Consider the following 13,919-nt stretch of genomic DNA (forward strand, 5'->3'; position numbering starts at 1 on the left):
TTCGCCCGCCCTGAACACCCGTTACAGCGGAGCGCCCGGCTCGCATGTGTGCGAACCGGGCGCTCCAAATCGTTTTGCCAGCTACAGGCTACACGAGCCTGCCGTTGCAGTGATCGATCATGTGCTGGATCATCTGGGCCTCCCAATCGGCGAAGTCACCGCGACGGTGCTTGAGCTCGCCGTCGACCAGCTCGTCGTAGTTGACCTTGATCTTGATGAAGCGCGTGACCTTGTGGGCATCCTCGAGCGACAGGCAGCGCTCCTCGCACTTGAAGGCGCCGAGGCCGAGCAGCATCTTGGGGTTGTACATCACGTGGACCTGGTCGTCGTCATCCTTGTAGACGGCGAGCGCCTTGGTGACGCCGATCTGGTTAGCAGCCAGGCAGACCGCGTCGTCGATGGAGTTCATCGTATCGATAAGGTCCTGCGCGATCGCGGCGTCATCGGCCGTGGCGGGCTCGCAGGGCTGGGAGAGGATGGCTTCGTCGTGCACGAGCTCTTTAATCATGAAGAGGTCCTTTCGGATGGGTTCGTTCGGTGCGCCGCGGGGCGCTCCACGATAGTAGCGTAAATCGGCAGGGCCGCTCTCCAAAGAGCGTCCCCTCACCCAAAATAGCGTAGGATATCGCATGTCCCATCGGCCCATTGCTTGCGAGGCCCCATGCTGAACATCGTGCTCTTCGAACCCGAGATTCCCGCCAACACCGGCAACATCGGACGCACCTGCGTCGTCACGGGCACGCGGCTCCATCTGATCGAGCCTCTGGGCTTCTCGCTCGACAGCAAGATGCTGCATCGCGCCGGCCTCGGCTACTGGGAGAACCTCGACGTTCGAGTCCATGCTTCATGGGACGCGTTCCTGGACGCCTGCAACCTGCGCGGCGCGCACGCGGGCAGCCGGCTCCATCTGCTGACCAAGAAAGCCCAGCGCACCTACGCTCAGAGCACCTATCGCGATGGCGACTATCTCGTGTTCGGAAAGGAGAGCTCGGGCATTCCCGAGCGTATTCTCGCGGAGCTTCCCGGCTGCTGCGAGCGCATCCCCATGCTGCCCGACCGCGATTCGCTCGCGAACCGCGCGCAGTGGGAGGCCCACGAACAGGAGCTCCATGCGGGCGCAGGCGATAATGCGGCCGCCTCTCCCCTGCTGCAGCAGGATATCTGTGGCAATTTCATCGATCCGGACGACTACCGCATCAGCGCGCTCAACCTTTCGAACGCAGCGGCCGTTGTCCTGTACGAGGCGCTGCGCCAGACCGGATTTCCGGGCATGGAGGCCTAGCGGCCGCACCGAAACGGCCCCGCTGCACCTCGTCGGAGGGCGTCGCTGGGCGGCGCTGGCAAAAGTTGTAACTTGAGCATTTTTCTGGCACCCTATCACCCCGACAGACCGTCCTCTTTTCGCCTCGTTGAGGCTCAAATCGGGCTCTTTGGCATCCGAAAGCCTCCTGATTCGGTCATGGGGCTCGACCGAAAAATGCTCAAGTTACAATTCCTGCCAGTCAGCGGACCTAAATCGGCCCCAATCGACGCTGCCGACCAACCACACTGGCTGAAAAGGCGACTTTTGTACCGCGCGCAACGGCTTCGGGAACCTAGCTTGCCCGTATAAGCCGCGATACAGTGATAGGTTAAGAGCGTTTGTCCGCCTTGGCCGATATTGTAAGTCCGTTCTGTCCGTTTATATGAACAGCCCGGGTACACAACTCGCATTTTCAGCCAAGCAGCTCAAACCAAAGCTTCGACCGATGCACCCCGCCAGCATGAAACGCCCCGTTTTGCCAAGAAAAGCCCGCCGAGGCGCAACACCTCGACGGGCCGAACAGACTTGGCGAGTATAAAACCTACTCCTTGCCGTTCCAGCAGTAGGTGCAGACCTTCGAGGGGTCGATGCCGATCGCCTCGAGCATGCCGGGCAACGACTGATAGCCGAGGCTGTCGAAGCCGAGCTGCTCGCAGATGCGGCGCAGCATGCAGCCGCCGCGCTCGGTGGAGCTGTCGGCGTACTCGTCGAGATGCTTGTCGCCCTCGGGACCCTCGAGCTCGCGCACGACGCGGCGCGCGATGAGGTCCATATCGGACTTGCCGCGCGAGAACGACAGGTACTTGCAGCTAAACATGATGGGCGGGCACGCAGAGCGCATGTGCACCTCTTTGGCGCCGGCCTCGTACAGGAAGTTCACGGTCTTGCCGAGCTGCGTGCCGCGCACGATGGAGTCGTCGACGAACAGGAGCTTCTTGTCCTTGATGAGCTCGGGCACGGGGATCTGCTTCATCTCGGCGATGCGGTTGCGCACGCTCTGGTTGGACGGCATGAAGGAGCGCGACCAGGTAGGCGTGTACTTGATGAACGGGCGGGCGAAGGTGGCGCCGCACTCGTTGGCGTAGCCGATGGCGTGCGGCAGGCCCGAATCGGGCACGCCGGCAACGTAATCGACCTCGGGCAGCGTGCCGGCGGCAGCCTCGTCGCGAGCCATGATATGGCCGTTGCGGTAGCGCATGACCTCGACGTTCACGCCCTCGTAGTTCGAGTTGGGATATCCGTAGTACACCCAGAGGAACGCGCAGATTTTCATCTCGGTGCCCGCGGGCGCCATGGTCTCGTAGCCGTCGGCGGTGATGCGCACGATCTCGGCAGGGCCGAGCTCGTACTCGTCCTCGTAGCCAAGCTTGTGGTAGACGAACGACTCGAACGAGATGCAGTAGCCTTGGCCCTCGATGTCGCGGCCGATGAGCACGGGCAGGCGACCCATGCGGTCGCGGGCGGCGAAGATGGTGCCGTCCTCGGTCATGACCAGCAGGGTGAGCGAGCCCTCGACCACTGACTGCGCGAACATGATGCCCTCGACCAGGTCTTCCTTCTGGTTGATGAGCGCCGCGACGAGCTCGGTGCCGTTGACCGCACCCGAGCTCATGGCCATGAACTGCGCGCCGCCCTGGTCGAAATACTGCTCGATGAGCTGGTTGGCGTTGTTGATGATGCCGACGGTCGTGATGGCGAACACGCCGTGGCGGGAGCGCACCAGTAGCGGCTGGGGATCGGTGTCGCTGATGCAGCCGATGCCGCTCGTGCCATGGAAGCGGGCGAGGTCGGCGTCGAAGCGAGAACGGAACGGCGTGTTCTCGATGGAGTGGATCTCCTTCTGGAAGCCACCCGTCCCCTCGCAGATCACCATACCGGCACGTCGCGTACCGAGATGCGAGTGGTAGTCAACGCCGAAGAACACATCGAGCACCACGTCGCGCTTGGACGTTGCGCCAAAGAATCCGCCCATACCTTGCCCTCCTGTTGGGATTTCGGAACCCAACAAGTATAGAGTGGCGGCGGGGCGTCGCATCAGGGCATCGGCAATTTCACACGGTTATGATTTTCCGCGCGCAGGCAAAGCGGCATAACGGACAGCTGCGACGATCTTCACCTACGCTAGGCACTGCCCGCAGAGGTTATATCCCATCCGCTCCGCCTCGGCGAGCGAGCCGTGGAAATCCTCACGGTTGGAACGCGCGATGTCCTCGACGCCGGGGCACTCCGGATCGTGCACCTTGTGCGTGTTGGTGTTGAGCACGTAATCGTCGACCTCGTTCGCCTCTGCGTCGCCCTCGCCCACGGCGGCGTCATCGGTCAGGCGCGCCTCGCCTGTGACGTAGTCGATCTCCACACCCGGCTGCACGTTGGGGCACCATACCGAAAAATCGATGCCGCGACCGTCGTCCTCGAGCGAGTAGGCCTCGACCTGGATACCGCGGCACACGAGCTCATCGCCCTCGAACACGGGCGTCGAGCGGTAGAGCACGTGGTTGTCGGTGTCGTAGATGTAGTCGGCGACCTCCTCCTCGTACAGGCGCATGACGTCGGCGTTCATGTAGCGCGTGCCCGTCACGAGGTTGCGCTCGTTGGCGTTCTCGGCCGCGAGCGCCCAGCCGATCAGGTGACTGCGGTTGTAGAGCGACTCGCCCTCGATGAAGTCGTAGCGGATGGAATGCCAGCCGGAGGGGTGAACGTCGCTGATGCTCTCGCGCTCCTCGCCACGGGCAGGAAGCGTCTCGGGGCCGAGACACGCCTCGGCGACGCCGCAGCGGCCGAGCTCGTCCAGGCCGCTGTAATGCTCATAACCCAGGTTGTCCTCGGCGTAGGCGATCTCCTCGTCTGTAAACGACGATTGCTCGACGGTCGCCTCGGACGACAGCTCGACATAGGAGCCCGCCGACGCGCCATCCTTCGTGCCGCCGCAGCCGGCAAGCACGAGGGCAAGGGCAAGGCAGATGAAGGCAAACGCTCGTACGATGCGCTGGTTCATGCAAATCTCCTCATGGCTGGCGGTGTCTCCGCCCTGCAGATTGGTGCAACGGGCACCATTGTGGCATGCCCGCGCAAAGCGCTGAGCAGATGACGGCCCGTTTGGACTGTAAGTTTAGGGTTAGATTGGGGCAAGGCCGCACGACGCGCGTGGCCCCGCAATAACACCAGCAGGGTATCCGGCGTGCAAGGCGGTGCGCAAAGTATGAGTTTTCCGACAGCTACGGCCGAAAATCGGCCGCTATCTGTCGGAAATCTCGGACTCTGCGCGATGCGGGCCGAACACCCCTACACGAGATAGCGCGCCTGAAGCTCAGCGCGGGCGTCGGCGCCGATGCCCAGCGCGCGATCGATGTAGCCGAGCATGCCGCCGAACTCGCGGTCAACGGCTTCGGAGGCGGCGGAGAGGTAGCGCGCATCGACGCCGTTGAACGGATCCTCGGGAACGCCGTCGACCACGGCAAGACCATAGAAGCGGTTTGTGGCCATATAGTCGGCGAAGATGACCTCCCAGGGAACGCCGAGGGCCGTCTCCATGAGCACGCTCGCCATGCCGCAACGATCCTTGCCCGCCGTGCAGTGCCATAGCACCGCACCGGTCTCGCAGGCGAGGACCTCCTCGAAGAACGTGCGGTAGGCGGTGACGCCGATATCGTCGAGCAGCATGTGCGGGTAGAGGGTGATCATGAGCTGCGCGGGTTCGACCTCGCCGCGCATGACCTGCGAACGCACGCGGTCCATATCGGTCTCGCTGCGCGACACGCCCGCCGCGGGCTCCTGGAACACCGGCAGGTGCACGAAGCGCAGGCCGGAGATCTCGCCGACCGGGTCGGGACGCTCGGCGCACTCCTCATCGGTGCGCAGGTCGACATCGAGACGCAGGTCGTACTCCTCATGCAGGCGCGTCAGGTCGGTACGCGTGGCGGGAGCAAGCAGGCCGCTGCGAAGCAGACGGCGCCCCCGGATGCGCCTCCCGTCCGCTGCGGGCATGCCGCCCAAATCGCGCGTGTTGGGAAGCCCCTCGAACTCGATATGTCCGTTGTCGATGTGCCCGGCAAGCTGCGCCGCGTCCTGCTGCATGTGCGTTCCTCTCTTCGATAGCTATCCTTTCAACCTTACCAGAGGCCAAGGGCACATGCCCATCTGCCTTTGTCAGGTTGCGGTAAGCATGCGACGTCCGCCGAAGCACGCGACGTCTGCCGAAGCACGCATGAACAAACACGAAATTGAGCGTATCTTTGCCTACGATTCGGGTAGGAAACCGCATAGGTATGCGAGCGGCGAAGCCCCGCACGCCGATGGCGACATCACCGTCGTACGGCGACCAAACCTTCGCATGACCTTTCGCACCGCGCCGGGGTGTCCCCTTGCCCGCCCCGGCGCGCCTTTCGATGCAAACGAGCCCCGTGGTTGCGCAGCTGGCGACGATACTTGCCCGCAAGCCAACGTCGGTCAGATCCACTGCCACAGGAGTCGCAATCTCTTGGACGCTCTGCACGCAGGCCCAGGCGCATGTAAAGCAGCCTCAGGCGCGCCGCATGGAATGTTGACGCTTCAGCACCTCTTTCGATGCCGTACGGGGTGAACATCCCCGCGCATTTCCCGCAGCTGCGGAACTTTCACCGGAGGCATCATGGGCACCCATATGCGCCATCTGGCGGCTATCGTACTCGGCAACCTTCTCGTGGCGTTCGCCGTCACGGCATTCATCGTTCCGCATGGTCTTGTGCTCGGCGGCTCCACGGGCATCTCGCTCGTGGTGACGCACTTCGTGCCGCTGCAGCTCTCGCTTGCCGTGCTCATCGTGAACGGACTGCTGTTCGTGGTCGGATCGTTCTTCCTGGGAAGGACCTTTGCCGCCTCGACCATCGTGAGCACCGTCGCCTACCCGCTTGCCATGGCCGTGCTGGAGATGCTGCCGATCGCAGAGCTTGCGCAGGACCATGTGCTCGCTGCGATCTGCGGCGGCGCCTTCATGGGCGCAGGCGCCGGCGTCATCGCGCTGATCGCGCACAAATACCTGCATCTCAACGTGTCGGCGTTGCTGTGGGGCATCGACGCCTTCGTGATCGCCTGTCAGTTTCCGCTCTCCAGCTCCGAGCAGATCCTGCTCGGCATTCTTGCGCTGTCGCTGCTCTCCATCGTGATGAACAAGGTCATGGTCATGGGGCGCTTGCAGGTCCAGCTGCTGATCTTTTCGCCCGAGTACGAGAAGATCCGCGAGCTGATCCTCACCGAGCAGGACGCGGGCGCCACGATGCTGCCCATCGAGCAGGGCTACACCCACGCCGACAGCAAGGCCGTGCTGTGCGTCATCCCGCGCCGCAAGCTGTGGCCCATGCGCGAGATGATCAACTCGGTGGACCCGCACGCGTTCTGGGTTATCTCCGAGGTCAGCGAGGTCCGCGAACGCGAGCTCACTCGCCGCGTGGCGTAACCTGGCCTCTCTGGGGACGTAGCCGGAAGGCGCCAAGGGCCCGCGGCCCCTTGGCGCCTTCCGGCTACGCCCTCTGAGAGGCCAGCGGGACAGCCGAGGCGTCTACGAGGAGAACGCCTCGACCCAGTACTTGTAGCCGTTGTCGTCGATCAGGCAGCTGACGCCGAGCTTCGTGAAGTTGGGATTGACCATGTTGGCATAGTGCCCAGGCGAGTTCGTCCACGCCTGGTTCACCTGCGCCGCCGACCTCTGACCAGCAGCGATATTCTCGCCCACCGCCGCCGCAGGAGGGAAGATGATGAAGCACGAAGTGCCATCGGGTCGCCCGTGCGAGAACGAGATCGTGAGCTCAGCCGCGCGGACCTCTGCCGTTGCAGCGAGCTCATCATCCCACGCAAGCGGCGCCACGCCAACGGCGGCGCGCGCCTGATTCACCAGACCGAGCACGTCGCGCGCCTCGTTCGGGCTGTAGCGCCCTCCAAACTGATGCGCGCCAGTGGCCATGTCGAACTCGCGGGGCACGCCGTCGATCACGCGACGCCCGTGGACCATGCGCCCGGTCGACGTGTCGTAGTAGACCCACTTGAAATCGATGTCCGAAATCAAGAATTGCCAGCCGTAGGTCACCGCACCGGTGTCGTCGGCAAAGTACATCCAGCCGGGCTCGTCGCCATGGCTGCCATCGATATAGCGCTCGCCATGAGCCATCTGGCCGGTGATGTAATCGTAGAACACCCATTTGCCGCCGTTGGAATCGAGATAGCGGAAGCCTTTTGCCATCTCGCCGGTCACCGGATCGAAGTAATACCAGCCGCCATAGCGGTAGTCCTCGCCCTTGACCATGTGGCCTTCCGCATCGTAGCGCACCCACTTGCCCCGACTGCGGTCCTCGTTGGAAACAGGGATGAACACGTCTTTGTCCGTCGCCATCGTGCCGTCGGCGTCAAACCAATACCACGCGTCGGAAGCCGGGTCGTACACCTGCTTGTCGCGGGCCATAACGCCATTGTCGTACCAGTAGCGCTCCCCTCCCGACTCGACCCAGCCGTTCTGGGGAGCCGCGAAGGCGGGGGCGGCCCAGGTGAACGCGGCCACGGCAACCGCAATGGTCGTCATCTTCAGAAAGTTCACGCGCTTGGTGCCCATAGCGTCCCCCATCACTCCATCTGCCAGCCGATTCGGTGGATGCCCCCATTGTAAGCAGGGGTTTTACATGGGCAGACGAACGCCCAGTATGAACGGCCATATCGCGCTGGCGGGTGGCGGACGGAGGACCTGAGCAAAAAGGCGTGCGAATGTCCCAAAACATCTCCGTCCCGAATGTGGACACGTATGTCCACTTTCAGGACGGAGATGTTTCAGGACATTGCGGGGGTGATGACCACCTTGAGGCAGTCGTCTTCGCGGGCCTCGAAAGCGCGGTACGCCTCGAGGATGTCGTCCAGCGGATAGCGCTTGGAGATGAGCAGGCTCGTGTCGAGCTTGCCAGCCGCGATGAGGGCAATGACCTCATCGAGACCGGATGCGTCCACGCCACCGGTCTTGAAGATGAGGTTCTTGCCGTACATCTGGGGCAGAGGCAGCGTCTGGTCCTGCTCGTACATGGCAGAAATCACCACGATGGCGTTGGGGCGGGCGATGCGCCAGGCCATCTCGAAGGTGTCGGGACCACCTGCTGCCTCGATGACGGCGTCCGCGCCGCGGCCGCACGTCGCCTCTTGCACGAGCGCCTCGACCTCGGTCTGGCTCTTCCCCGTCGGGTTGATGGCGATGTCGGCAAGCCCGTGGTCGACCGCGCGGCGCAGGCGAACCTCGTCGACGTCAAGAGCGATGATGCACCCGGGATTCGCCAGCCGCGCGCACATCATGGTCGTGAGACCGACCGGCCCCGCACCGATGACCGCGACGGAGGAGCCGGGCTCGATCTCCGCCAGGCGCACACCCCACCAGCCCGTTGCCAGGATATCGCCCAAGAAGAGCGCGTCCTCGTCGGAGACGCCATTGGGAATGCGCGTGAAGGCGTTGTCCGCCATCGGTACGCGGACGTATTCGGCTTGGCAGCCGTCGATGGTGCAACCCAGCAGCCAGCCGCCGTGCTCGCAGTTGTTGACCCAACCGCGCTTGCAGAAGAAGCATTCACCGCAGAAGGTCTCGCAGTTGACGGCCACGCGGTCACCCGGCGAGAATCGCGTCACCCCCGAGCCGACTTCTTCGACCACCCCCACGAACTCGTGGCCGAGCACCGTATCGGGCAGCGCACGGGGAACGGCGCCGCGCATGATGTGGAGGTCGCTCGTGCAGATGGTCGAGCGCGTCACGCGCACGATGGCGTCAGTCGGCTCCTGCAGCTTCGGACGCGGGCGCTCGAGCAGCGCGATGTTTCCGTGACCGTCATGCACCAGTGCCTTCACATTGACCTCCCCTGCAACGAGACCCCTCAATTGTACTCGGCACGATGTCCACTTTCAGGACGAAGCGGCCTCGCTGGCACCTCCGTGCTGAAAGCGGACCTCAGCTGAAGATCTTTGCTATGGCAGCTTGGTAGTCGGGTATGGTACGGACCTTCCTAACGGCGCGGTGGACCGTCTGCGGGTCGTCGAACGCGTGCTGGGCGTAGGACCACCACTCCTTCATGCGGAAGACCGCATTGCCGCCCATCTGCCCCTCATAGGCGCAGAACAGCTTGTCGTGGAAGCGCTTGAGCTCGTCAAGCGTGAGCGCCGGACCGCCGTGCAGCATACGCGCCAACGCCGGGTTGTACAGAAGCCCGCGGCCCAGCATCACATGACGCGTCTCTGGATACGCCGCAAGCAGCGCATCCATGTCGTCGCAGGTAAAGATATCGCCGTTGTACGCCACGGGAAACGACGCACGGCGCAGGGTCTCGCCATAGGACTCCCAGCGCGGCTTGCCGCGATAGAAATCTTTCCGCACGCGCGGATGTACGATGAGCTCGGCCAAGGGATGACGACAGTACATCTCGAGAATCGCCTCGTACTCCTCATCGCGCGCGATGCCAATGCGCGTCTTGACCGACGCCGGCAGCGGGGACCTATCGCACACCTCGCTCAAAAATGCATCGAGCGCATCCAGATCGCGCAGAAAGCCCGCTCCCCTGCCCTTGCCGACAACCGTGCCCGACGGGCAGCCGACGTTCAGGTTGACCTCGCGGTAGCCCATCTTCGCCAGAAGCTCGGCGGCCCATACGAACTCATCAGCATTCTTGGTGAGCAGCTGCGGCACGACGTCGAGCCCCTGGTTGTTGGCCGGATCGACCTCCCCGCAATCGCGCTTGCCGAACGAGCTGCCCACGCGCGGCGGCGTGAGAAACGGCGTGTAGTAGCGGTCGAGCGCACCGAAGCACTCCGCGTGAATCCGACGGAAGGTGTGGCCGGTCAACCCCTCCATAGGGGCAAGTGACAGCAGCGGCATGCGCGGGCGATCCGCACCCCCAAGTTGCGCGGTAGCACCTGCCACCGGCATAGGCGAAAAACCAGATTCGTTTTCCAGCGCGGCGCAGTTCTCCATACGGCTCCCGAAATCGACACGTTACGAACCATCAAGCATACCCGCTGGATATGGGATACGCAACGCGTGCTGCAACGGCCAGCTTGGATGGAGAACAAGCGGCGGGGCGCACCACATCGGTACGCCCCGCCGCCTAGCCGCAATCCGCAGATGCCGCCTCCCCTACGACAGCAGGCGCATCATCACCGTCGCCGCCTCGGCGCGGGTGAGGTTGCCGGTGGGCATGAGCTCACCGGTCACGCTGTTGCCGGTGAAGATGCCCTCGTCGACGGCCCAGGCCATCGCGTCGCGCGCCCACGTGCTCGTCTTCCAGCCGTCCGGGAAGCTCGCCAAGTCGCCCGCGGCCGCCGGCTCGCCCGCCTGGCGCCAGAGCACCACGGCGATCTGCTCGCGCGTGATCGGGTCGTCCGGCCCGAAGTTGCCGGAGTCGGAGTATCCGGAGAAGATGCCCTCCTGAACCGCCCAGGAGACGGCCTCGCCGTACCAAGAGCCCGCGACGCAGTCCTCGAAGCGGTCCATGATGGTCGTGTCGACCTCGGGGTTTTTCGCCACGTTGTAGAGCACCGTCGCCATCTGCGCGCGCGTGATGGAGTCGTCCGGCCCGAACTTATCGGAGCCCTCGTAGCCGTGGAAGATGCCGTTCTCCACCGCCCATGCGACGGGCTCGGCGTACCAGGCGTCGGACGCCACGTCGCTGAAGACCTTCTCGGGCTCCTCGGTATCGCCCGCCTCGGTAGCCGTGGCAGTGACTGTTACCGGGCCGTCGGGCATCGTGAACCAGTACTCGCCTGCGGTGCGCTCGGTCACGGCGACCGACTTGCCGTCCTTATCGGTAACGACAACAGCGCCCTTCTCGAGCGTATAGCCGTCGTTCGGCTCCACGTGGAGGTTGACCTGGATGCCGGGCTTGGCTTCCTGCGGAGCGAGCACCGAGCAGTCGGAGACCTCGACGTCGATGGCGTGCGCGGCGTCGTGCTCCTCGACCGCCGCCGTGATGGTCACGTCGGACTCCGGCATGGTGAAGGTGTATCGCAGGCCGTCAGGGTAGGAGACGGGGCCAGTCAGCTTCACCGTCTTGCCGTTGCCGTCGACCGCCTTGATGGAGGAGACGCCGTACCCCTCGTCGGGGTCGATCATGTAGTAGACCTCCTCGCCGGGCGCGTAGTCCCGGTCCTGGAGGTAGACGGTCGCGTGCGCGGGCTTGTTGGCCTTCACGCGGTACACGGCGTCCTTGACAAAGGCGACCTTAACCGTGACGTCCGCGTCCGGCATGTCGAACGCCCAGGTGGTGTTCGCGGTCTGCGGTATGTCGACGGTCTTGCCGCTCGCGTCGGTGTACGTGACCGAGCCGACCTTCCAGCCGTCGTCGGGCTTCGGGTAGACCTTCACGACGGAGCCGACCGTGGCGGGAGAGCCGCTGATGCTCACCGTGCCACCCTCGGTGGGCTGGACGACGTCGATGTAGCGCTTGTTCACGGCATTCTCGTACGTGACCGTGAGCGTGACGTCCTCGCTCGGCATGGTGAACCAGCGCGTGTCGTCCGCCCCGTACACCTTCACGCTCTCGCCGGTCTTGGTGGTCACCGTGACGTCGGAGATCCCATAGCCGTCGTCGGGATCGATGACGAACGCCACGTGATCGCCGATCTCAACCCTATCCTTGTCGAAGCCTTCGCCGAATCTGAGGGTGCCGTTGGCCGAGACGATGGATACGGCGCGATGGGCGACGATAGCGATAGGGGGCAGGTCGTTATTATTCTCGAATTCCAAGGTGATGGTAATGTCCTCATCGGGCATGATGAACCAGCCGCCGGAGCCGCTTCGCGAGAACGGCACGTCCTTGCCACTCGCCGTCGTCACATAGATATCGGTGAGGCGGTAGGTATCAAAAAACATGCAATGGATACTCACCCGCTCGCCGGTGACGGCGGAGTCCTTCTGCGTGTCGTAGAGCCCGTTGAAGGTAACGCCAAATCGGGAATCCACCGTGATCTTGTGCGAAGTCTTCTGATCGCCTTGCGCCTCGACCTGCTTGAAGCCCCGTGGCCCATCGAACGTCGAGGAGGACGTGTTGTTGAAGTTGAGCTTCTTGATAGAGCTCCAGCTCATCTCGCCGGTGCTAGAAGAGGGGCACGCCTCCAAGTAATAATCCTCGCCCTGATAGGTCACCCGACAGTAGTAATGCCACGCGTAGTACGCCTCTGTGCCCTTTTCGTAGTCGAAAAAGCAGTTATGGACGTCTTCGAATACGCCCATGCGGTTCGCGATATAGGTAATCGTCGTGGGCGAGACGTATGAGTCCCAAGTCTTCGTAACGAAAAACGGCTCATCGGGGCGCGTCACCAAATGGATGAGATACTCGCCGTCGTTCAGAGGGTAATGGAATTCGGCGCGGAGCCCGTCGCAGACGGCGGAGAGCTTCTCGACGGGATTCTTGATGGATTTGCCGTACTTCGCAAAAGCGTCGTCAACCCACTTGTTGAGGGCCTGGTCGTAATCGACGAAGTTCGCGGTAAACGTCGCGGCGAGCACCTTTCTCGATCCCGACTTCTCATAGAGGCTGAGCGTCTTCGCCCCGGTCGAATTCGGCTTGAATGCAAATCCAGCAACGTAGCCCCCCGGCACGCGAAGGCAGTGATTCACCACGCCCTGGTCATCGATATCATCGAATTCCCCTGACTTCAGTGGGTCATAGTAGGTCGTCGTCGCCCCGGCGCACTGAAGCGAGAAGCTCGCGTCCGGGTTGTCGGTTCTGATGTACAGATAACGCATGCACTTCGAATTGTTGTACCAAGTGTCGCCGAGCCCGTCGATGTAGTACACCTGGTAATCGTACTTGGGTGCGGTAGTCGCTGCCATAAGGTCGATGCCACCATCAGCCTCCTGCGCGGGCTCAGCAATAGACTGAATCGCCGACTCGAGCGTCCCCGCCACATCCACCGGATTGGCATACGCCGCACCCGGCGCCATCGGCAGCGCGAGTGCCACTGCCACCGCTAGCGCCGCAACACGACCCCGTATTCTAGGGATATAATGATCGACCTTCATGGTGCTCCTTCCAATCGTCCCCTCCCAAAAGCGCCGACCCTGCTCTGTCGCGCTTCATCGCAAGACCGCGGTCACCAGATCGAACGCATGAATCCATTTCACGGTACCAACCGAAGTTGGCGCGCTGTTGCGCAACATCAATCATTTGACCCACTGCTTAAGCCATCATCTCTGCAGGCGGAGGCCGCGAACGCTCCCTCGATAAAGAGGCTCTCGAGCAGGAGATGCCCGGTCCGCCTAAAGCGCAAGTCGGCACCTGCCATCCCCGTGTTCGAATCGATAGCGCTGGCAAACCGTATCTCCCCAAACCGGGGCGGCGGATATGGCTCCCCTGCCCGCGGCGCCCTACGGCGCTTTCGGCGTCCCATCCGTCGCACATCCTCGGCTCCCCCGCCTTCCATAAAGAGGCACCCCCGCCTGCAGAGAGGCGGGGGTGCCGAAGAGCACTATAGACCTTGCGGCCGCTACTTCACGACGCCGGCCTGGACCGCGTTCACGATCATCGCGGCCATCTCGGCGCGGTTGATGGAGCGGGTGGCCTGCAGGGCGCGGGAGCCGTCGTCGAGCTCGACGCCGCTGATGACGCCGTTCTCGACCGCCCACGCCATG

10 protein-coding genes are annotated in these 13,919 nt (G+C 63.3%); 2 read left to right on the forward strand and 8 right to left on the reverse strand.

Annotated features, from left to right (window positions below; all coding sequences use genetic code 11):
• Window positions 1–88: 88 nt before the first annotated feature.
• Entirely contained in the window at window positions 89–508 is a 420-nt protein-coding gene (locus H6A16_RS08860; protein WP_204618320.1) for a peptide deformylase, read from the reverse strand.
• A 153-nt stretch (window positions 509–661) separates the two neighbouring features.
• Between H6A16_RS08860 and H6A16_RS08865 the strand changes: the two genes are divergently transcribed.
• Complete coding sequence (locus H6A16_RS08865) at window positions 662–1,282, forward strand: tRNA (cytidine(34)-2'-O)-methyltransferase (protein ID WP_204618322.1); 621 nt, start codon at window positions 662–664, stop codon at window positions 1,280–1,282.
• A gap of 562 nt (window positions 1,283–1,844) precedes the next feature.
• On the opposite strand, the gene H6A16_RS08870 is transcribed toward H6A16_RS08865, so the two are convergent.
• The 3 genes from H6A16_RS08870 to H6A16_RS08880 form a co-directional block, all read right to left on the reverse strand.
• Window positions 1,845–3,275 (reverse strand): amidophosphoribosyltransferase, encoded by a 1,431-nt coding sequence (locus tag H6A16_RS08870; protein WP_204618324.1) that lies wholly within the window; start codon window positions 3,273–3,275, stop codon window positions 1,845–1,847.
• Between the two features lie 144 nt (window positions 3,276–3,419).
• Window positions 3,420–4,298 (reverse strand): DNA/RNA non-specific endonuclease, encoded by an 879-nt coding sequence (locus H6A16_RS08875; protein WP_204618326.1) that lies wholly within the window; start codon window positions 4,296–4,298, stop codon window positions 3,420–3,422.
• A 287-nt stretch (window positions 4,299–4,585) separates the two neighbouring features.
• The gene (locus H6A16_RS08880) at window positions 4,586–5,377 is read right to left on the reverse strand and encodes a tyrosine-protein phosphatase (RefSeq protein ID WP_204618328.1); all 792 of its coding nucleotides are present in this window, start codon (window positions 5,375–5,377) and stop codon (window positions 4,586–4,588) included.
• A 553-nt stretch (window positions 5,378–5,930) separates the two neighbouring features.
• Between H6A16_RS08880 and H6A16_RS08885 the strand changes: the two genes are divergently transcribed.
• Window positions 5,931–6,734: a YitT family protein gene (locus H6A16_RS08885; protein WP_204618330.1), complete on the forward strand. Its 804-nt coding sequence runs from the start codon at window positions 5,931–5,933 to the stop codon at window positions 6,732–6,734.
• A gap of 102 nt (window positions 6,735–6,836) precedes the next feature.
• On the opposite strand, the gene H6A16_RS08890 is transcribed toward H6A16_RS08885, so the two are convergent.
• The 4 genes from H6A16_RS08890 to H6A16_RS11030 all read right to left on the reverse strand — a co-directional run bounded on the left by H6A16_RS08890 (window position 6,837) and on the right by H6A16_RS11030 (window position 13,250).
• Complete coding sequence (locus H6A16_RS08890) at window positions 6,837–7,892, reverse strand: CAP domain-containing protein (RefSeq protein WP_204618333.1); 1,056 nt, start codon at window positions 7,890–7,892, stop codon at window positions 6,837–6,839.
• Between the two features lie 200 nt (window positions 7,893–8,092).
• Entirely contained in the window at window positions 8,093–9,145 is a 1,053-nt protein-coding gene (locus H6A16_RS08895) for an alcohol dehydrogenase catalytic domain-containing protein (protein ID WP_204618335.1), read from the reverse strand.
• 100 nt (window positions 9,146–9,245) lie between these two features.
• Complete coding sequence (locus H6A16_RS08900) at window positions 9,246–10,166, reverse strand: tRNA dihydrouridine synthase (RefSeq protein WP_204618337.1); 921 nt, start codon at window positions 10,164–10,166, stop codon at window positions 9,246–9,248.
• Window positions 10,167–10,424: 258 nt separating this feature from the next.
• Window positions 10,425–13,250: an S-layer homology domain-containing protein gene (locus H6A16_RS11030; protein ID WP_204618339.1), complete on the reverse strand. Its 2,826-nt coding sequence runs from the start codon at window positions 13,248–13,250 to the stop codon at window positions 10,425–10,427.
• Between the last annotated feature and the right edge of the window lie 669 nt (window positions 13,251–13,919).

Origin of the sequence: Collinsella tanakaei (genome assembly GCF_016900375.1) — a bacterium.
Classification (GTDB): Bacteria; Actinomycetota; Coriobacteriia; order Coriobacteriales; family Coriobacteriaceae; genus Collinsella.

Coding starts and splice junctions, on each gene's coding strand:
- H6A16_RS08875 (WP_204618326.1), bottom strand. CDS start 4,298: ATGAACCAGCGCATCGTACGAGCGTTTGCCTTCATCTGCCTTGCCCTT.
- H6A16_RS08870 (WP_204618324.1), bottom strand. CDS start 3,275: ATGGGCGGATTCTTTGGCGCAACGTCCAAGCGCGACGTGGTGCTCGAT.
- H6A16_RS08900 (WP_204618337.1), bottom strand. CDS start 10,166: ATGCCGCTGCTGTCACTTGCCCCTATGGAGGGGTTGACCGGCCACACC.
- H6A16_RS08865 (WP_204618322.1), top strand. CDS start 662: ATGCTGAACATCGTGCTCTTCGAACCCGAGATTCCCGCCAACACCGGC.
- H6A16_RS08890 (WP_204618333.1), bottom strand. CDS start 7,892: ATGGGGGACGCTATGGGCACCAAGCGCGTGAACTTTCTGAAGATGACG.
- H6A16_RS08880 (WP_204618328.1), bottom strand. CDS start 5,377: ATGCAGCAGGACGCGGCGCAGCTTGCCGGGCACATCGACAACGGACAT.
- H6A16_RS08885 (WP_204618330.1), top strand. CDS start 5,931: ATGGGCACCCATATGCGCCATCTGGCGGCTATCGTACTCGGCAACCTT.
- H6A16_RS08860 (WP_204618320.1), bottom strand. CDS start 508: ATGATTAAAGAGCTCGTGCACGACGAAGCCATCCTCTCCCAGCCCTGC.